Origin of the sequence: Neisseria sp. P0020.S005 (genome assembly GCF_051957055.1) — a bacterium.
Lineage (GTDB): Bacteria > Pseudomonadota > Gammaproteobacteria > Burkholderiales > Neisseriaceae > Neisseria > Neisseria subflava_A.
This window is the reverse complement of the sequence record NZ_JBQCWV010000007.1, coordinates 53,978-72,428: the sequence shown is the minus strand read 5'-3', so window position 1 is coordinate 72,428 and position 18,451 is coordinate 53,978. Positions and strand designations below refer to the sequence as shown.

18 protein-coding genes, 1 tRNA gene and 1 CRISPR repeat array are annotated in these 18,451 nt (G+C 48.1%); of the genes, 13 read left to right on the top strand and 6 right to left on the bottom strand.

Features of this window, described 5'->3' with window-relative positions; all coding sequences use genetic code 11:
- The first annotated feature begins 100 nt into the window (after positions 1–100).
- From minC to ACTHTU_RS07170, 4 genes are read left to right on the top strand one after another with little or no spacing between them, the layout of a single operon-like run.
- Positions 101–820, top strand: a complete 720-nt coding sequence (gene minC / locus ACTHTU_RS07185) for a septum site-determining protein MinC (protein WP_070583793.1) — start codon at positions 101–103, stop codon at positions 818–820.
- A 26-nt stretch (positions 821–846) separates the two neighbouring features.
- Entirely contained in the window at positions 847–1,662 is an 816-nt protein-coding gene (minD, locus tag ACTHTU_RS07180) for a septum site-determining protein MinD (RefSeq protein WP_070645666.1), read from the top strand.
- A gap of 3 nt (positions 1,663–1,665) precedes the next feature.
- Positions 1,666–1,929 carry a cell division topological specificity factor MinE gene (gene minE / locus ACTHTU_RS07175; protein WP_003680625.1) on the top strand — a complete coding sequence of 88 codons (264 nt, stop codon included), beginning with the start codon at positions 1,666–1,668 and terminating at the stop codon, positions 1,927–1,929.
- A gap of 3 nt (positions 1,930–1,932) precedes the next feature.
- Positions 1,933–2,853 carry a hydrogen peroxide-inducible genes activator gene (locus ACTHTU_RS07170; protein ID WP_049330768.1) on the top strand — a complete coding sequence of 307 codons (921 nt, stop codon included), beginning with the start codon at positions 1,933–1,935 and terminating at the stop codon, positions 2,851–2,853.
- Positions 2,854–2,916: 63 nt separating this feature from the next.
- Here ACTHTU_RS07170 and ACTHTU_RS07165 read toward each other — a convergent pair whose 3' ends face one another.
- Entirely contained in the window at positions 2,917–3,129 is a 213-nt protein-coding gene (locus ACTHTU_RS07165) for a glycine zipper 2TM domain-containing protein (protein WP_003684747.1), read from the bottom strand.
- Between the two features lie 254 nt (positions 3,130–3,383).
- Between ACTHTU_RS07165 and ACTHTU_RS07160 the strand changes: the two genes are divergently transcribed.
- Entirely contained in the window at positions 3,384–3,833 is a 450-nt protein-coding gene (locus ACTHTU_RS07160; RefSeq protein WP_440362160.1) for a CopD family copper resistance protein, read from the top strand.
- A gap of 33 nt (positions 3,834–3,866) precedes the next feature.
- Positions 3,867–4,841 (top strand): TerC family protein, encoded by a 975-nt coding sequence (locus tag ACTHTU_RS07155; protein ID WP_440362159.1) that lies wholly within the window; start codon positions 3,867–3,869, stop codon positions 4,839–4,841.
- Between the two features lie 63 nt (positions 4,842–4,904).
- On the opposite strand, the gene ACTHTU_RS07150 is transcribed toward ACTHTU_RS07155, so the two are convergent.
- The gene (locus tag ACTHTU_RS07150; RefSeq protein ID WP_070645672.1) at positions 4,905–5,303 is read right to left on the bottom strand and encodes an Ag473 family lipoprotein; all 399 of its coding nucleotides are present in this window, start codon (positions 5,301–5,303) and stop codon (positions 4,905–4,907) included.
- Positions 5,304–5,485: 182 nt separating this feature from the next.
- Here ACTHTU_RS07150 and ACTHTU_RS07145 point away from each other — a divergent pair.
- The 7 genes from ACTHTU_RS07145 to cas2 all read left to right on the top strand — a co-directional run bounded on the left by ACTHTU_RS07145 (position 5,486) and on the right by cas2 (position 15,526).
- Positions 5,486–5,561, top strand: a tRNA-Lys gene (locus ACTHTU_RS07145).
- A gap of 301 nt (positions 5,562–5,862) precedes the next feature.
- Positions 5,863–7,305: an aldehyde dehydrogenase gene (gene aldA / locus ACTHTU_RS07140; protein WP_440362158.1), complete on the top strand. Its 1,443-nt coding sequence runs from the start codon at positions 5,863–5,865 to the stop codon at positions 7,303–7,305.
- 170 nt (positions 7,306–7,475) lie between these two features.
- The gene (gene lysS, locus ACTHTU_RS07135) at positions 7,476–8,987 is read left to right on the top strand and encodes a lysine--tRNA ligase (protein ID WP_049323415.1); all 1,512 of its coding nucleotides are present in this window, start codon (positions 7,476–7,478) and stop codon (positions 8,985–8,987) included.
- 262 nt (positions 8,988–9,249) lie between these two features.
- Complete coding sequence (locus tag ACTHTU_RS07130; protein WP_440362157.1) at positions 9,250–10,674, top strand: alanine/glycine:cation symporter family protein; 1,425 nt, start codon at positions 9,250–9,252, stop codon at positions 10,672–10,674.
- Positions 10,675–10,983: 309 nt separating this feature from the next.
- Positions 10,984–14,226 carry a type II CRISPR RNA-guided endonuclease Cas9 gene (cas9, locus tag ACTHTU_RS07125; protein ID WP_440362156.1) on the top strand — a complete coding sequence of 1,081 codons (3,243 nt, stop codon included), beginning with the start codon at positions 10,984–10,986 and terminating at the stop codon, positions 14,224–14,226.
- Between the two features lie 66 nt (positions 14,227–14,292).
- Positions 14,293–15,207 (top strand): type II CRISPR-associated endonuclease Cas1, encoded by a 915-nt coding sequence (gene cas1, locus ACTHTU_RS07120; RefSeq protein WP_440362155.1) that lies wholly within the window; start codon positions 14,293–14,295, stop codon positions 15,205–15,207.
- On the top strand, positions 15,200–15,526 hold the full coding sequence (cas2, locus tag ACTHTU_RS07115; RefSeq protein ID WP_033912916.1) for a CRISPR-associated endonuclease Cas2: 327 nt from the start codon (positions 15,200–15,202) through the stop codon (positions 15,524–15,526). Before cas1 ends, cas2 begins: the two co-directional genes overlap by 8 nt.
- A gap of 62 nt (positions 15,527–15,588) precedes the next feature.
- Positions 15,589–15,889: a CRISPR direct-repeat array (repeat unit 37 nt; unit sequence ATTGTAGCACTGCGAAATGAGAAAGGGAGCTACAACT).
- Between the two features lie 111 nt (positions 15,890–16,000).
- Here cas2 and rplQ read toward each other — a convergent pair.
- From rplQ to rpsK, 4 genes are read right to left on the bottom strand one after another with little or no spacing between them, the layout of a single operon-like run.
- Positions 16,001–16,375 carry a 50S ribosomal protein L17 gene (gene rplQ, locus ACTHTU_RS07110; RefSeq protein ID WP_070608381.1) on the bottom strand — a complete coding sequence of 125 codons (375 nt, stop codon included), beginning with the start codon at positions 16,373–16,375 and terminating at the stop codon, positions 16,001–16,003.
- A gap of 24 nt (positions 16,376–16,399) precedes the next feature.
- On the bottom strand, positions 16,400–17,386 hold the full coding sequence (locus tag ACTHTU_RS07105; protein WP_070608379.1) for a DNA-directed RNA polymerase subunit alpha: 987 nt from the start codon (positions 17,384–17,386) through the stop codon (positions 16,400–16,402).
- A gap of 25 nt (positions 17,387–17,411) precedes the next feature.
- On the bottom strand, positions 17,412–18,032 hold the full coding sequence (gene rpsD, locus ACTHTU_RS07100; RefSeq protein WP_039863983.1) for a 30S ribosomal protein S4: 621 nt from the start codon (positions 18,030–18,032) through the stop codon (positions 17,412–17,414).
- A 19-nt stretch (positions 18,033–18,051) separates the two neighbouring features.
- On the bottom strand, positions 18,052–18,447 hold the full coding sequence (gene rpsK, locus ACTHTU_RS07095; RefSeq protein ID WP_002216249.1) for a 30S ribosomal protein S11: 396 nt from the start codon (positions 18,445–18,447) through the stop codon (positions 18,052–18,054).
- Between the last annotated feature and the right edge of the window lie 4 nt (positions 18,448–18,451).

Below are 18,451 nucleotides of genomic sequence, written 5' to 3'. Positions count from 1 at the left end.
TTCAAACAAAATATTTTGGTTTCAGACGGCCAAACAGATTGAATAGCCAAGATTTACACGGTAAACTTACGTCATTAAAAAATTTTATTATTTCATTACAATGAAACCCGCATTCGACATAAAAACGTCACGTTTGGACGTCTTATCCATCCATCTGCACACCGCAGATTTAACCGAATTGGAAGAATTCCTACGCCAACTGGCAGGCCAATCCCAAGACGAATTCGTTCCCTTCATTTTAGACGTACAAGATTTCGACCATCCCGAATCCATCGATTTGGGCGGCATGATTTCCCTGTTTGCCCGTTACGGCATGCAAATTTTAGGGCTACACCACACCAGCGATACCTGGGCGGCAGCGGCGGCGCGTTACCACTTGGTCTTCAAACAAGGAAACTCCACCCAGGCAGCCGACACACAGGCAACGCCTGCCCCGCGCCAAGCACCGCAGCCGCAAGACGTACAAGCCACCGTTATCAACAATCCGACCGTATTGGTCAGCACGCCCGTGCGTACCGGCCAGCAGGTTTACGCCGAAAACGGCGACCTCATCGTTACCGGCATCGTCAGCCAAGGTGCGGAACTTATCGCCGACGGCAACATCCATATTTACGCCCCCATGCGCGGCAGAGCGTTGGCCGGTGCAAAAGGCAATACCAACGCGCGCATCTTTATTCATTCCATGCAGGCCGAATTAGTCTCCGTTGCCGGTATCTACCGCAACTTCGAGCAAGACCTGCCCGAGCATCTGCACAAAAAACCCGTACAAGTATCATTGCAAGACAACCGACTGGTTATCAGCGCAATCGACGCCGAATAAACATTAGTACTTAAAAAGGAAATATCGTGTCCAAAATCATCGTAGTAACCTCAGGTAAAGGCGGCGTAGGCAAGACCACTACCAGCGCCAGCATCGCAACCGGCCTGGCCCTGCGCGGCCACAAAACTGCCGTGATCGACTTCGACGTCGGTTTGCGCAACCTCGACCTGATTATGGGTTGCGAACGCCGCGTCGTATATGACCTCATCAACGTTATCCACGGCGAAGCGACTCTCAACCAAGCCCTGATTAAAGACAAAAACTGCGAAAACCTCTACATCCTGCCTGCATCGCAAACCCGCGATAAAGACGCGCTGACCCGCGAAGGCGTGGACAACGTGATGAAAGAGCTGGCCAGCAAAAAAATGGGCTTCGAATTCATCATCTGCGACTCCCCTGCCGGTATCGAACAAGGCGCACTGATGGCGCTCTACTTTGCCGACGAAGCCATCATTACCACCAATCCGGAAGTATCCAGCGTCCGCGACTCCGACCGTATCTTGGGCATTTTGCAAAGCAAATCCCGCAAAGCCGAACAAGGCGGCACAGTTAAAGAACACCTGCTGATTACCCGCTACTCCCCTGAGCGCGTAGCCAAAGGTGAAATGCTGTCTGTACAGGACATCTGCGACATCTTGCGTATTCCATTGATCGGTGTGATTCCTGAATCACAAAACGTTCTGCAAGCTTCCAACGCCGGCGAACCTGTCATCCACCAAGACAATGCCGCAGCAGCAGAAGCCTATAAAGACGTTATCGCCCGCCTCTTGGGTGAAAACCGCGAAATGCGTTTCCTCGAAGCTGAGAAGAAAAGCTTCTTAAAACGACTGTTCGGAGGTTAATACATGTCACTGCTCGATATGCTGTTCGGCAGAAAGCCGAAAACCGCCACAGTCGCGCGCGACCGCCTGCAAATCATCATCGCGCAAGAACGCGCACAAGAAGGCCAAGCTCCGGACTATCTGCCAACCCTGCGTAAAGAGTTGTTGGAAGTCCTGTCCAAATACGTCAACGTATCATTGGACGACATCCGCATCTCCCAAGAGAAACAAGACGGCTTGGACGTTCTTGAGCTGAACATCACCCTGCCGGAACAAAAAAAGGCTTAACACATGACCTTGACCGAATTGCGTTACATCGTAGCCGTCGCACAAGAACGTCACTTCGGACGTGCCGCACGACGCTGCTTTGTCAGCCAGCCCACCCTCTCCATCGCCATCAAAAAGCTGGAGGAAGAGCTGTCGGTATCCCTGTTCGACCGTAGCAGCAACGACATCATCACGACCGAAGCGGGCGAGCGCATTGTCGCCCAAGCCCGCCGGGTTCTGGAAGAAGCAGAACTCATCAAACACCTTGCCAATGAAGAGCAAAACGAATTGGAAGGCGCGTTCAAACTCGGCCTGATTTTTACCGTTGCCCCCTACCTTCTGCCCAAGCTCATTACCGCGCTGCGTGAAACCGCGCCGAAAATGCCGCTGATGCTGGAAGAGAACTATACCCACATCCTGACCGAGTCGCTCAAACGTGGCGATGTCGATGCAATCGTCGTTGCCGAACCGTTCCAAGAGCCGGGCATCGTAACCGAGCCTCTGTATGACGAACCTTTCTTCGTCATTGTTCCCAAAGGACATCACTTTGAAGAACTCGATGCCGTTACGCCTCAGCTTTTGGGCGAAGAACAAGTGTTGCTGCTGTCCGAAGGCAACTGTATGCGCGACCAAGTGTTGGCGAGCTGTTCCGAATTGGCTTCCAAACAGAAAATCCAAGGTTTGACCAATACCCTGCAAGGCAGCTCCATCAACACCATCCGCCACATGGTTGCCAGCGGTTTGGCCATCAGCGTCATGCCTGCTACCGCATTGACCGAAAACGACCATATGCTTTTCAGCATTATCCCGTTTGAAGGCACTGCACCGCACCGCCGTGTCGTTTTGGCCTATCGTCGCAACTTTGTCCGACCGAAAGCACTGACTGCTTTGCGTACTGCCATTTTGCAATCGCAACTGACCGGTGTAACCTTCGTCAACGAATAAACCGTAAAACAAAAGGCCGTCTGAATGTTCAGACGGCCTTTTTATTTTTAACCGAATAAAGGATTAGTAGCGAGTATGAACCTGACTGCCGATAACACCACCCAAAGCCGCACCACCCAAGGTAGAGCCAGTATCGCCACCAATCAAGTTACCTGCCACACCACCCAATACCGCACCAGCAGCAGTGTTGCGTTGGGTTTGAGTCATATTGGCACATGCACCCAAAGAAGCGGCCAGCATGATCAAGGTCACAGTTTTTGCAAAAGTTTTCTTCATGGTTTGATTCTCCATCAGGGGTTAAGCTTTATATGGAACAGTATGGCACAACCTTTCATTAATATATTTTCTGATAAGTAAAGACAGATTAAACTAAGATAACGCCCTTGATGAACGGTTAACTTCAAAAACAAACGGAAATTCCAATAGAATATTTATAAAATTTAATATATTTGGCATAAAATTGCGCATACATCAACCGCATTCGGTAGTGATACAATGACGACTTGTCTGAATTACCGGAAACACCCGTCATGAGTATCTACGCACTGGCACACATCATCCACGTTTATTGCGCGATTGCCTTTGTCGGCGGCGTATTTTTCGAAATGCTGGTTCTCTCCGTTTTGCACACCGGCCACGTTTCGCGCGAATCGCGCCGCGAAGTCGAACGTGCCATGTCCTATCGTGCCGTCCGTGTAATGCCGCCTGTTGTCATTACCCTGTTCATCAGCGGCATCGTGATGGTGTACAACCGCTACCTGCCGATACTGCACCACCCATTCGACAGCTCCTTCGGCATCATGCTGAGCATCAAAATCCTGTTGGCAATAAGCGTTTTGGTACATTTTGCCATCGCCGTCGTCAAAATGGCACGGCACACCCTCACCGTCGGCTGGTCGAAATACATACACGCCGTCGTATTCAGCCATATGCTGTTTATCGTCTTTTTTGCCAAGGCGATGTTCTACCTGTCTTGGTAAACCTTACCCATACCCCACACACAAGGATTGTTTATGACCCAATACCCGTCCGTCGGCTCGCCGATGTTTTACGGCATCTTCTTTATTGCCGTCTTAATCATGATCGCCATCGATATGGTATCGCTGAAAAAAAACGGCGCCCACAAAGTCAGCATAAAAGAAGCCCTCGCCTGGAGCGGCATTTGGGTGGCCGTATCCTGCGCATTTGCAGGCTGGCTCTATTTTGAACTGGCGGGCAACCCGACTTACGGGGCCGTTGTCGCCAAAGAAAAAGTTCTCGAATTCTTCACCGGCTATGTACTCGAAAAATCCCTTGCCGTCGATAACATCTTCGTTTTCCTGATGATTTTCGGCTACTTCAAAGTAGAACCCAAATTCCAACACCGCGTCCTGCTCTATGGCGTATTCGGCGCAATCGTCCTGCGCGCCATCATGATTTTCATCGGCGCAGCCTTGGTACAACAATTTGAATGGATTTTGTACCTCTTCGGCGCCTTCCTCTTATACACCGGCATTCACATGATGAAACCGGAAGCCGAAGCTGAAGAAGACCTTTCCCAAAACAAGATCCTGACCCTGATCAAAAAAGTCATCCCGACCAGCCAACAGTTTGACGGTGAAAAATTCTTTACCATCGAAAACGGCAAACGTATCGCTACGCCGCTTTTGCTGGTATTGATTATGATCGAATTGAGCGACGTCATCTTCGCCGTGGACAGCATCCCCGCTATTTTTGCCGTAACCACCGACCCTTTCATCGTCCTTACTTCCAACATTTTTGCCATCTTGGGCCTGCGTGCCATGTACTTCCTACTGGCAGACTTTGCCGAACGCTTTATTTTCCTCAAATACGGCTTGGCTTTCGTGTTGAGCTTTATCGGTATCAAGATGCTGATTATGCACTGGGTACATATCCCGATTTCCATTTCCCTGTCTGTCGTCTTCGGCGCACTGGGTGCGTCCATCCTGACTTCTTTGGTATATACGCGTCAGCAAGAGAAAAAATAATCTGCCGATATAAAAAGGCCGTCTGAACATTTCAGACGGCCTTTTCAAATATCAAACACCAGCTTATTTAGCAGCGTCTTTCAATTTGTCGGCAGCTTCTTGAGTCGCATCGGCTGCTTTACCCATAGCGTCTTTAGCTGCATCTTTGGCAGCATCCTTAGCATCAGAAACAGCTTCTTTAGCTTCTTCAACCGCTTTACCGGCAGCATCTTTAGCGTCAGAAACTGCTTTATCCGCAGTTGCTTTAGCATCTGCAGCAGCGTCTTTAACATCAGAAACAGCTTGCTCAGCCGCACCTTTGGCTTCAGAAGCAGCAGCATCAACAGCAGAAGCTGCATTTTCAGCAGCAGCGTTTACATCGGAAGCAACAGCAGAAGCCGCCTCTTGGGTTTCTTTTTTCGCTTCTTGTGTACACGCAGCCAGACCGGCTACCATCATTGCAGCAATCAATAATTTTTTCATATTGTATATCCTTTGGTCTAAAAAATATCTGTCAAAACTGACAGACCCAAAAATCATAACATAATAAATGCTCAAAAAAGGAAGAATTAACGCCAAATGACAGCCGATTTACGTTTTTTGAAAAAAATTTCAAAAAAACAGTTGACGAAAAGAAACAAGTTCCCTATAATGCACAGCTTATCGGGTCGTTAGCTCAGTCGGTAGAGCAGCGGACTTTTAATCCGTTGGTCGAGCGTTCGAATCGCTCACGACCCACCAAATATGAAAACCTGCTTTGAAAAAAGCAGGTTTTTTTTATATTCTCCATCAAGCCTTTCTTCACTCGATACCTCCCTTATTATCAACATCAAGAATATTCGAGCTTTGTCACAATGCTGTTATAGATGTAACTGAAAGCATCACAAACCTCTTGAATCAATCAAACCCAACTCCTCACCCAACATCTTTTTCTAAAAACTTCCAAATACCTACCATCAACCCACGCTAAATCCTCTTGTATGCCAGACAATTTAGGCATAGACTAAAACTACATCCAACTACAACAACAGGAGAAGGTTTGATGAAACAACTGTCTATGTATATTAACGGCCGCTTTGAAACCGACTTTAACGGTACATGGCGTGATGTATTGAATCCGGCAACCGAAGAAGTCATCGCGCGTGAGCCTAAAGGCGGAAAAGCCGATGTTGATCGTGCCGTTGCCGCGGCCAGAGATGCACAAACTGCATGGGAGCGTTTGCCTGCCGTTGAGCGCGGCGCATACCTGCGCAAAATTGCCCAAGGCATCCGCGAACGTGCCGACGAACTGACGGATACCATTGTTGCCGAAGGCGGTAAAACAAAAGATTTGGCACGCATAGAAGTTATGTTCACTGCCGATTATCTCGACTACCAAGCAGAATGGGCGCGCCGTTATGAAGGCGAAATCATCCAAAGCGACCGCCCGCGCGAAAATATTTTATTGTTCAAACGTCCTTTGGGCGTAATCGCCGGCATTTTGCCGTGGAACTTCCCATTCTTCCTGATCGCCCGCAAAATGGGCCCGGCTTTGGTAACCGGCAATACCATCGTCGTCAAACCAAGCAGCGTTACCCCGATTAACTGCCACATTTTTGCTGAAATCGTTCATGCTTCAGGCTTACCGGCCGGCGTATTCAATGTCGTCAACGGCCCAGGCGCAGAAATCGGCAATGCCTTGGCATCACATCCGCAAGTCGATATGGTCAGCCTGACCGGTTCTGTCGATGCAGGCCGCCAAGTGATGGAAGCCGCCGCCGCCAACATTACCAAAGTCTCACTGGAACTGGGTGGCAAAGCCCCTGCCATCGTTCTGAAAGATGCCGACTTGGATCTGGCCGTCAAATCCATCTTGGCTTCACGCGTGGGCAATACCGGCCAAATCTGTAACTGCGCCGAACGCGTGTATGTCCACAACAGCCTGAAAGACGCGTTTATCGAAAAAATGACCGCCGCCATGAAAGGCGTACGCTACGGCAACCCGGCCGAAGCCGAAGCAGGCGCGCTGGAAATGGGTCCGCTGATTGAAGAGCGCGCTGTCAAAGCCGTTGCTGAAAAAGTCGAACGCGCAGTTAGACAAGGCGCAACCTTGGTTTGCGGCGGCAAACGTGCCGACGGCAAAGGCTACTTCTTCGAACCTACCCTGCTGACCGATACCGACAACAGCATGGACATCATGAAAGAAGAAACCTTCGGCCCAGTCCTGCCGGTTGCCACTTTTGACACACTCGACCAAGTCATCGCTTTGGCAAACGACAGCGAATTCGGCCTGACCAGCTCCGTCTATACCACCAATCTGAATGAAGCGTTTTATGTAACCCGCCGCTTGCGTTTCGGCGAAACCTACATCAACCGCGAAAACTTCGAAGCCATGCAGGGCTTCCATGCCGGTTGGAAAAAATCAGGTATCGGCGGCGCGGACGGTAAACACGGTTTGGAAGAATATCTGCAAACCCAAGTTGTTTATTTAGAAACCGATATCTAACTGCCCTTCATAAAACAAAAGGCCGTCTGAAACCGATTTTTCAGGTTTCAGACGGCCTTTCTGCCTTTATAGAAAAAAACACCGACATCGCGTAAAATAGAGCCAATTTTTCACTTTATTCAGGCCGTCTGAAAACTCCGGCAGCCTGACTCATTTTTCCGGAAAACACCATGAGCGAACAAAACAATCCGCAAATCGAGCCGCAGTTGGACGAAAACCAAATCATCGCCCTGCGCCGCGAGAAACTGCACAACATCCGCAAAGAACGCAATGCCTACCCTAACGATTTCAAACGAGACAGCTTTGCCGCCGACCTGCACACCCAATACGGTGAAATCAGCAAAGAAGAACTCGACCCGCAAGGCATTCCCGTCAAAGTGGCCGGCCGCATGATGCTCAAACGTCAAATGGGCAAAGCCAGCTTCGCCACCATTCAAGACGTTACCGGTCAAATCCAGCTTTATTTGAACAACAAAGGCGTGAGCCAAGAAGTTTTGGACGACTTCAACCACTGGGACTTGGGCGACATCGTCGGTGCGGAAGGTACTTTGTTCAAAACCAACCACGGCGAATTGACCGTGCGCGTATCCAACATCCGCCTGCTATCCAAATCCCTACGCCCTCTGCCGGACAAACATAAAGGCTTGAGCGACCAGGAAACCAAATACCGTCAACGCTACGTCGATTTGATTGCCAACGAAGAATCGCGCAATACGTTTATCAAACGCAGCCAAATCATCCAATCCGTGCGCAATTTCATGGTCAACGAGCATTATTTGGAAGTCGAAACCCCAATGATGCACCCGATTCCAGGCGGTGCGACAGCAAAACCGTTCGTTACCCACCACAATGCCTTGGACATTCCGCTCTATCTGCGCATCGCTCCCGAGCTGTATCTGAAACGCCTGGTTGTCGGCGGCTTGGAACGCGTGTTTGAAATCAACCGCAGCTTCCGTAACGAAGGCATGTCCGTGCGCCACAACCCCGAATTCACCATGATCGAATTCTACGAAGCCTTCTCCGACTACGAACGCATGATGCAAATGGCGGAAGACATCATCCGCAACGCTTCCCGCGCGGTAAACGGCACGGCAAAAATTAGCTACAACGGCAAAGAAGTCGATTTGGAAAGCCCGTTTGAACGCCTGACCATTCTCGGCGCCATCAAAAAATACAATCCGCACTACACCGATGAGCAGTTGAACGATGAAGAATGGTTGAAAAAAGAAATCGTCAAACACGGCGAAAGCCTGCCTCCGTCTCCGGGTATCGGCAGCCTGCAACTTGCCCTGTTTGAAGGTTGCGCCGAGGGCAAACTGTGGAACCCGACTTTCATCATCGACTACCCTGTCGAAGTGTCGCCATTGGCACGCGCATCCGACAGCAAACCGGGTTTGACCGAGCGCTTCGAGCTTTTCGTTGTCGGCCGCGAACTGGCAAACGGCTATTCCGAGTTGAACGATCCGGAAGACCAAGCCGAACGCTTCAAAGCGCAAGTGGCGCAAAAAGACGCCGGCGACGATGAAGCCATGCACTATGATGCCGACTACATCCGCGCCATGGAATTCGGCCTGCCACCGACCGGCGGTTGCGGCATCGGCATCGACCGCTTGGTAATGTTGCTGACCGATTCGCAAACCATCCGCGACGTGATTCTGTTCCCACAAATGCGTCCCGAATAACGCATTGAAATAAAATCAAGGCCGTCTGAAAACAAGACTCTGTTTTCAGACGGCCTTTTTGTTCAAATATGTAAAACGGAAGAGTTTAAATCGATAAATTCTTTACACCATAATAATAAAATTACATGATAATCAAAAAGATAATATAAAAAAGAATATGTAAACGTTTTTCAGTTTGTTGACAGTCTGCTAGAATACATCCAGTTACAGACAGCCTCCACACACAGGCCGTCTGAAAATGCAGAAACTCTGAAAGGTTTGTATGGATCAATTTTTCGAACAGCTTCACGGCTGGATAAACGCCATCAACGACCAAATGTGGTCGGGGTTGGTATATATGCTTTTAGGCGCAGGCCTCTTTTTCACCGTTACCACCGGTTTTGTACAATTCCGCCTCTTCGGCCGCAGTATCAAAGAAATGCTGAGTGGCCGCAAACAAGGTGATGATCCGCACGGAATCACACCATTCCAAGCATTCGTTACCGGCTTGGCCAGCCGCGTAGGCGTGGGCAACATCGCCGGCGTGGCGATTGCCATCAAACTCGGCGGGCCGGGCGCGGTATTCTGGATGTGGGTAACCGCCTTAATCGGCATGAGTTCGGCGTTTGTCGAATCTTCACTGGCCCAACTCTTTAAAGTCCGGGACTACGACAACCACCACTTCCGCGGCGGTCCTGCCTACTACATAACTCAAGGCCTGGGACAAAAATGGCTGGGCGTTTTGTTCGCCCTGAGCCTGATTTTCTGTTTCGGCTTTGTATTTGAAGCCGTACAGACCAATACCATCGCCGATACCACCAAAGCGGCATGGGGCTGGGATCAACACTATGTCGGTGTCGCCCTAGTCATTCTGACTGCCCCGATTATCTTCGGCGGTATCCGCCGCGTATCCAAAGCCGCGGAAATCATCGTTCCGCTGATGGCGGTTTTATATCTCGTCATAGCACTCTTCATCATTGCTACCAATATTTCCCTGATTCCTGACGTGTTCGGTCAGATTTTCTCCAACGCGTTCAACTTCGATTCGGCTGCAGGCGGTTTCCTCGGCGGTCTGATTTCGACTACCATGATGCAGGGTATCAAACGCGGCCTGTATTCCAATGAGGCGGGTATGGGTTCCGCGCCGAACGCCGCAGCCGCAGCCGAAGTGAAACACCCCGTCTCCCAAGGCATGATTCAAATGCTGGGCGTTTTCGTCGATACCATCATCGTCTGCTCATGCACCGCCTTTATCGTCTTGACCTATCAACAGCCTTACGGTGACCTGAGCGGTGCGGCGTTGACGCAGGCGGCGATTGTCAGCCAAGTAGGTCAATGGGGCGCGGGCTTCCTTGCCGTCATCCTGTTTATGTTTGCCTTTTCAACCGTTATCGGCAACTATGCCTATGCCGAGTCCAACGTCCAATTCATCAAGAGCCATTGGCTGGTTACCGCCGTTTTCCGTATGCTGGTTTTGGCATGGGTCTACTTCGGCGCAGTTGCCAACGTACCCTTGGTATGGGATATGGCAGACATGGCCATGGGCATCATGGCATGGATTAACCTCGTTGCTATCCTGCTCCTGTCCCCACTTGCCTTCCTGCTGTTGAAAGACTACACAGCCAAGCTGAAAATGGGTAAAGACCCAGAGTTCAAACTCTCTGAACACCCGGGCTTGAAACGCAAAATCAAATCCGATATCTGGTAAAACCAAAGGCCGTCTGAAATTTCAGACGGCCTTTTTAATCTATTCAAAAGATTTGCCCCTTGAAATCGAAGAGTTTCAAGGGGCTGATGATGTTTTTCAGAACAGAATTCTGAAAAACAGAGCATTGCGACACGATGTATCTTCATACATCCTTCGAAGTCTTATTGTAGCAACGTTTCTCATTTCGCAGTGCAACAATATGGACAGATTCTAATTCCAAATCGGCACCCAGTCAAGCATTTCGTTTGCATAGTAATACTTACCTAGGATATATTTATACTTACCAAACATCATATTACGGAGAAACTGATGGCTGCATTCAAACCCAATCCAATCAACTACATCCTCGGCCTCGATATCGGCATCGCATCCGTCGGCTGGGCGATGGTAGAAATTGACGAAGAAGAAAACCCCATCCGCCTGATTGATTTGGGCGTGCGCGTATTTGAGCGTGCCGAAGTCCCAAAAACAGGCGACTCTCTCGCAGCGGCAAGACGCTTGGCACGCAGTGTTCGCCGCCTGACCCGCCGTCGCGCCCACCGTCTGCTTCGGACCCGTCGCCTATTGAAACGCGAAGGCGTATTACGAGCCGCCGATTTTGATGAAAACGGCTTGATTAAATCCTTACCGAATATACCATGGCAACTTCGTGCAGCCGCATTAGACCGCAAACTGACGCCTTTGGAGTGGTCGGCAGTCTTGTTGCATTTAATCAAACACCGCGGCTATTTGTCGCAAAGAAAAAACGAGGGCGAAACTGCCGATAAGGAGCTTGGCGCTTTGCTTAAAGGCGTAGCCGACAATGCCCATACCTTACAGACAGGCGATTTCCGCACACCAGCCGAATTGGCTTTAAGTAAATTTGAAAAAGAAAGCGGCCATATCCGCAACCAGCGCGGCGATTATTCACATACGTTCAGCCGCAAAGATTTGCAGGCAGAGCTGAATTTACTGTTTGAAAAACAAAAAGAATTTGGCAATCCGTATGTTTCAGACAGCCTTAAAGAAGGTATTGAAACTCTGCTGATGACGCAACGCCCTGCCCTGTCCGGCGATGCCGTTCAAAAAATGTTGGGGCATTGCACCTTCGAACCGACAGAACCTAAAGCCGCTAAAAACACCTACACAGCCGAACGTTTCATCTGGCTGACCAAGCTGAACAACCTGCGTATTTTAGAGCAAGGCAGCGAGCAGCCATTGACCGATACCGAACGCACCATACTTATAAATCAGCCGTATAAAAAGAAACTGACTTACGCACAAGCCCGTAAGCTACTGGGTTTAGAAGATACCGCCTTTTTCAAAGGCTTGCGCTATGGTAAAGACAATACCGAAGCCTCAACATTGATAGAAATGAAGGCCTACCATGCCATCAGCCGTGCGCTGGAAAAAGAAGGATTGAAAGACAAAAAGTCCCCATTAAACCTTTCTCCCGAATTACAAGACGAAATCGGCACGGCATTCTCCCTATTCAAAACCGATGAAGATATTACAGGCCGTCTGAAAGACCGTGTTCAGCCCGAAATCTTAGAAGCGTTGTTGAAACACATCAGCTTCGATAAGTTCGTCCAAATTTCCTTGAAAGCATTGCGCCGAATTGTGCCTCTAATGGAGCAAGGCAAACGTTACGATGAAGCCTGCGCCGAAATCTACGGAGACCATTACGGCAAGAAAAATACGGAAGAAGAGATTTATCTGCCGCCGATTCCCGCCGACGAAATCCGCAACCCCGTCGTCTTGCGCGCCTTATCTCAAGCCAGAAAAGTCATTAACGCTGTTGTACGCCGTTACGGCTCCCCTGCACGTATCCATATTGAAACGGCAAGGGAAGTAGGAAAATCGTTTAAAGACCGCAAAGAAATCGAAAAACGCCAAGAAGAAAACCGTAAAGACCGGGAAAAAGCCGCCGCCAAATTCCGAGAGTATTTCCCCAATTTTGTCGGCGAACCCAAATCCAAAGATATTCTGAAACTGCGCCTGTACGAGCAACAACACGGCAAATGCCTGTATTCGGGCAAAGAAATCAACTTAGGCCGTCTGAACGAAAAAGGCTATGTCGAAATCGACCATGCCCTGCCGTTCTCGCGCACATGGGACGACAGTTTCAACAATAAAGTGCTGGTATTGGGCAGCGAAAACCAAAACAAAGGCAACCAAACCCCTTACGAATACTTCAACGGCAAAGACAACAGCCGCGAATGGCAGGAATTTAAAGCTCGTGTCGAAACCAGCCGTTTCCCACGCAGTAAAAAACAACGGATTCTGCTGCAAAAATTCGATGAAGATGGCTTTAAAGAACGCAATCTGAACGATACGCGCTACGTCAACCGTTTCCTGTGCCAATTCGTTGCCGACCATATGCTGCTGACAGGTAAAGGGAAAAGACGTGTCTTTGCCTCAAACGGACAAATTACCAATCTGTTGCGCGGCTTTTGGGGATTGCGCAAAGTGCGTGCGGAAAACGACCGCCATCACGCCTTGGACGCAGTCGTTGTTGCCTGCTCGACCGTTGCCATGCAGCAGAAAATTACCCGTTTTGTACGCTATAAAGAAATGAACGCGTTTGACGGCAAAACCATAGATAAAGAAACAGGAGAAGTGCTGCATCAAAAAGCACACTTCCCGCAACCTTGGGAATTTTTCGCACAAGAAGTCATGATTCGCGTCTTCGGCAAACCGGACGGCAAACCCGAATTTGAAGAAGCGGATACCCCCGAAAAACTGCGTACCCTGCTCGCAGAAAAATTATCATCTCGTCTCGAAGCCGTGCACGAATACGTTACGCCACTGTTTGTTTCACGCGCGCCCAATCGGAAGATGAGCGGGCAAGGCCATATGGAGACCGTCAAATCCGCCAAACGACTGGACGAAGGCATCAGCGTGTTGCGCGTACCGCTGACACAGTTAAAACTGAAAGACTTGGAAAAAATGGTCAATCGGGAGCGCGAACCTAAGCTATACGAAGGACTGAAAGCACGTTTGGAAGCACATAAAGACGATCCTGCCAAAGCCTTTGCCGAGCCGTTTTACAAATACGATAAAGCAGGCAACCGCACCCAACAGGTAAAAGCCGTACGCGTAGAGCAAGTACAGAAAACCGGCGTATGGGTGCGTAACCACAACGGCATTGCCGACAACGCAACCATGGTGCGCGTAGATGTGTTTGAGAAAGGCGGCAAGTATTATCTGGTCCCAATTTACAGTTGGCAGGTCGCAAAAGGGATTTTGCCGGATAGGGCTGTTGTTGCTTATGCAGATGAAGAGGACTGGACTGTAATAGATGAAAGCTTCAGATTTAAATTTGTACTTTATGCCAATGATTTGATTAAAGTTCAGCTTAAAAAAGATAGTTTTTTAGGTTATTTTTCAGGATTAGATCGAGCCACAGGAGCTATTTCTCTTAGAGAACATGATATGGAAAAATCGAAAGGTAAAGACGGTATATATAGAATCGGTGTTAAAACCGCCCTTTCATTCCAAAAATACCAAATTGATGAACTGGGCAAAGAAATCAGACCATGCCGTCTGAAAAAACGCCCACCTGTCCGTTAAATTAAACTATCCCTGTTTCAAACGGCCTGAAGCAGGGATTTTTTATATAAAAATAAGGGGGAAAATATGACTTGGCGCAGCCTGCTCATTCAAAACGGCGGCAAACTATCCTTGCAACGCCGACAACTGCTGATTCAACAAAACGGCGAGTCCCATACCGTACCATTAGAAGACATCACCGTTATCATCATCGAAAACCGAGAAACCCTGATTACTGCCCCACTCCTATCAGCCTTAGCCGAATATGGCGCAACCTTACTGACATGTGACGAACAGTTCCTGCCCTGCGGACAATGGCTGCCTTATGCCCAATATCACCGCCAACTTAAAATCCTCAAGCTGCAGCTGAATATAAGCGAACCCTTAAAAAAGCAAATCTGGCAACATATCGTCCGTCAAAAAATCCTGAATCAAGCATTTGTCGCAGACGAAACAGGCAATGATCTTGCAGCCAAACGGCTGCGCACTTTGGCATTCGAAGTCCGTTCAGGCGATACAGGAAACCGTGAAGCCCAAGCTGCCGCCCTCTACTTCCAAGCCCTCTTTGGAGAAAAGTTTACCCGTAATGACAACAACGCCGTCAATGCTGCATTGAACTACACCTACGCCGTACTCCGTGCAGCAGTAGCACGCGCCCTGACCTTATATGGCTGGTTACCTACATTAGGCTTGTTTCATAGAAGCGAACTAAATCCATTCAATCTCGCCGATGACTTTATCGAACCCTTACGCCCATTGGCCGACCTGGTCGTTATACATTTGCATGAACAAGGCCGTCTGAAAACTGATCTGACCCCTAATATCAAACAAAACCTTATCAAGACCCTTCACTGTCAAATCTGCATCGAACGGCAATACTTCAGCACCTTGGCTGCCATAGACAAAATGATTTCCTCATTTCAAGCCAGCGTAACTGACAAAAATGCCAAACAGCTGAAACTGCCTGAAATCTTGCCATTGAAAGAATACCAATATGAGTGAGGCCAAATTTATGAGGATTATTGTCTTCTTCGACCTACCGGTTACCACAGCGGCAAAGCGCAAAGCTGCCAATCAATTCCGCCAGTTTCTATTAAAAGATGGATACCAAATGCTCCAGCTTTCCGTATACAGCCGTATTGTCAAAGGTCGAGATTCGTTGCAAAAACACCACAACAGGCTATGTGCAAACCTACCGCAAGAAGGGTCAATCCGCTGTTTGGAAGTAACGGAAAAGCAATATGCCACCATGAAACTACTATTGGGAGAGCTAAAAACCCAAGAAAAAAGAGTAAATTCAGACCAACTATTATTATTTTAAGCTCATTTTTTAGACAAAATAAAACGGGAAACCCTTATAAAATAAGGATTTCCCGTTGAGGTATTGTAGCACTGCGAAATGAGAAAGGGAGCTACAACTCATACTGTAACGACTAGCGTGCGTTCTTAATTGTAGCACTGCGAAATGAGAAAGGGAGCTACAACTTGTGGAGCAGGCGCGGCGGGTGCAGCAGGATTGTAGCACTGCGAAATGAGAAAGGGAGCTACAACTGGTAACAAGTAAACAATAGCGTCCATCTAATTGTAGCACTGCGAAATGAGAAAGGGAGCTACAACCATACCAGTACAGGTAAAGTGCTGTTCCCAATTGTAGCACTGCGAAATGAGAAAGGGAGCTACAACAACGCCGAAATCGGTGTTGATGTCCAAAATATTGTAGCACTGCGAAATGAGAAAGAGGCTATTCAAATAAAAAAGCACCACCTAAACAGGTAGTGCTTTCATATCAATTTGCTTATTCAGCAGAATCAGCTGCTTTTTCAACCAATTCAACCAATGCCAAAGGAGCATTGTCGCCTTTACGGAAACCGTATTTCAGTACACGAACATAGCCGCCGTTACGAGCAGCAAAGCGTGGACCTAATTCGTCAAACAATTTAACTACAACATCACGATCGCGAGTGCGGTCAAAAGCCAAACGACGGTTTGCCAAAGAAGGTTTTTTACCCAAGGTGATCAAGGGCTCAACTACGCGGCGCAATTCTTTTGCTTTAGGCAAAGTTGTCACGATGGTTTCGTGAGTCAACAAGGAATTCGCCATATTGCGCAGCATCGCAGCACGGTGGCTGCTAGTACGGTTTAATTTGCGGTTGCCATTACGATGACGCATGTCATTATCCTTTAATCTTCAAACTTACGGCTTTTCTAAGCCTACAGGCGGCCAAGCTTCTAATTTGGAACCTAATGTCAGACCTTTAGAGGCCAACACTTCTTTGATCTCATTCAAAGATTTACGACCCAAATTAGGGGTCTTGAGAAGCTCGGTTTCAGTACGTTGAATCAAATCGCCAATATAGTAAATATCTTCAGCTTTCAGACAATTAGCTGAACGTACGGTTAATTCCAAATCATCTACAGGACGCAGCAAGATAGGATCGATAGGAGGCGCTTTTTCTTCAACCTCTTCAACCGGAGTACCTTGCAGATCTGCAAAAATAGACATTTGGTCAATTAAGATACGTGCGGCACTACGTACAGCTTCTTCTGGATCAATAGAACCATTGGTTTCAATATCCAAAACCAATTTATCTAAATCCGTGCGTTGCTCTACGCGTGCAGGTTCAACTTCAAAGCTAACACGACTGATGGGCGAAAAGCTCGCATCCAACTGAATCGCACCAATCTGTTTATTCTCATCACGCAATACGCGACGGCCTGAAACAGATTGATAACCACGACCTTGCTCTACTTTAATTTCCATGTCGATTTGGCCATTGTCGGACAAGTGGCAAATAACATGTTCAGGATTGATGATTTCCACATCGTGTGGCAAATCAATATCACCGGCTACAACAGCACCGGCACCTGTTTTTTTCAAAGTCAACTGAACTTGATTACGACCGTGAAGCTTGAATACGATACCTTTAATGTTCAAGAGAACGTCAACAACATCCTCTTGAACACCATCAATAGTAGAGTATTCGTGCAATACGCCGGAAATAACTACTTCAGTTGGGGCAAAGCCATTCATGGATGACAGTAAGATACGACGCAAAGCATTACCTAAAGTATGACCAAAACCACGTTCAAATGGCTGCATAGACACCTTGGCCCGTGTGGAAGACAAAGTATCTACATCGATTTGACGAGGTTTCAAAAATTCGGTTGTGCTATTTTGCATTTAACTGTCCCTCATTGAGCTAGCATTATTTAGAGTAGAACTCTACCACCAGCTGTTCATTAATATCGCCAGACAATTCTGAGCGATCCGGCATATTTTTGAATACGCCTTCCAATTTGTCGGCATCAACAGATACCCAGCTTGGCAAGCCAATTTGAGTAGCCAGGCTCAATGCTTCTTGGATACGTACCTGTTTCTTAGCTTTTTCACGAACAGCTACAACATCACCTGCTTTAACTTGGAAAGAAGGGATATTAACAACTTGACCGTTTACGACGATAGCTTTGTGAGAAACCAATTGACGTGCTTCAGCGCGAGTAGAGCCGAAACCCATACGGTAAACGACATTGTCCAAACGAGACTCCAGCAATTGCAACAGCAGTTCACCGGTAGAGCCTTTACGACGAGCTGCTTCCGCGAAGTAACGACGGAATTGACGCTCTAATACGCCATAAATACGACGGATTTTTTGTTTTTCACGTAATTGCAAACCGTAGTCTGACAAACGTGGTTTTTTCGCACCGTGTTGACCAGGTGCAGAATCCATTTTACATTTGGAATCCAAAGAGCGACGTGCACTCTTCAAAAACAGATCCGTACCTTCGCGACGTGCTAATTTACATTTAGGGCCAATATAACGTGCCATGTTTTAAATCACTCCAATATTAAATACGACGTTTTTTAGGCGGACGGCAACCGTTATGAGGCAACGGGGTAACGTCAGTAATGCTGGTAATCTTGAAACCAAGAGCGTTTAAAGCACGTACAGAAGATTCACGACCAGGACCAGGGCCTTTAATGCGAACTTCTAAATTTTTAACGCCATACTCTTGGGCAACTTTACCAGCTGCTTCTGCTGCAACTTGTGCTGCAAATGGTGTACTTTTACGAGAACCTTTAAAACCAGCGCCGCCAGAGGTAGCCCAAGACAATGCATTGCCTTGACGGTCAGTGATTGTAATGATGGTATTGTTGAAAGATGCATGAACGTGCACAATACCTTCGCTTACGGTTTTACGTACTTTTTTACGTACACGCGAAGCTGTGTTTGCTTTAGCCATTAAT

Bases quoted from the DNA above. Each gene is read 5' to 3' on its own strand.
- ACTHTU_RS07160 (WP_440362160.1), top strand. From the start codon at position 3,384: ATGAGTATCTACGCACTGGCACACATCATCCACGTTTATTGCGCGATT.
- ACTHTU_RS07105 (WP_070608379.1), bottom strand. From the start codon at position 17,386: ATGCAAAATAGCACAACCGAATTTTTGAAACCTCGTCAAATCGATGTA.
- aldA (WP_440362158.1), top strand. From the start codon at position 5,863: ATGAAACAACTGTCTATGTATATTAACGGCCGCTTTGAAACCGACTTT.
- cas9 (WP_440362156.1), top strand. From the start codon at position 10,984: ATGGCTGCATTCAAACCCAATCCAATCAACTACATCCTCGGCCTCGAT.
- rpsD (WP_039863983.1), bottom strand. From the start codon at position 18,032: ATGGCACGTTATATTGGCCCTAAATGTAAATTAGCACGTCGCGAAGGT.
- ACTHTU_RS07165 (WP_003684747.1), bottom strand. From the start codon at position 3,129: ATGAAGAAAACTTTTGCAAAAACTGTGACCTTGATCATGCTGGCCGCT.
- minC (WP_070583793.1), top strand. From the start codon at position 101: ATGAAACCCGCATTCGACATAAAAACGTCACGTTTGGACGTCTTATCC.
- ACTHTU_RS07155 (WP_440362159.1), top strand. From the start codon at position 3,867: ATGACCCAATACCCGTCCGTCGGCTCGCCGATGTTTTACGGCATCTTC.
- lysS (WP_049323415.1), top strand. From the start codon at position 7,476: ATGAGCGAACAAAACAATCCGCAAATCGAGCCGCAGTTGGACGAAAAC.
- ACTHTU_RS07170 (WP_049330768.1), top strand. From the start codon at position 1,933: ATGACCTTGACCGAATTGCGTTACATCGTAGCCGTCGCACAAGAACGT.
- ACTHTU_RS07130 (WP_440362157.1), top strand. From the start codon at position 9,250: ATGGATCAATTTTTCGAACAGCTTCACGGCTGGATAAACGCCATCAAC.
- minE (WP_003680625.1), top strand. From the start codon at position 1,666: ATGTCACTGCTCGATATGCTGTTCGGCAGAAAGCCGAAAACCGCCACA.
- ACTHTU_RS07150 (WP_070645672.1), bottom strand. From the start codon at position 5,303: ATGAAAAAATTATTGATTGCTGCAATGATGGTAGCCGGTCTGGCTGCG.
- cas1 (WP_440362155.1), top strand. From the start codon at position 14,293: ATGACTTGGCGCAGCCTGCTCATTCAAAACGGCGGCAAACTATCCTTG.
- rpsK (WP_002216249.1), bottom strand. From the start codon at position 18,447: ATGGCTAAAGCAAACACAGCTTCGCGTGTACGTAAAAAAGTACGTAAA.
- rplQ (WP_070608381.1), bottom strand. From the start codon at position 16,375: ATGCGTCATCGTAATGGCAACCGCAAATTAAACCGTACTAGCAGCCAC.
- cas2 (WP_033912916.1), top strand. From the start codon at position 15,200: ATGAGTGAGGCCAAATTTATGAGGATTATTGTCTTCTTCGACCTACCG.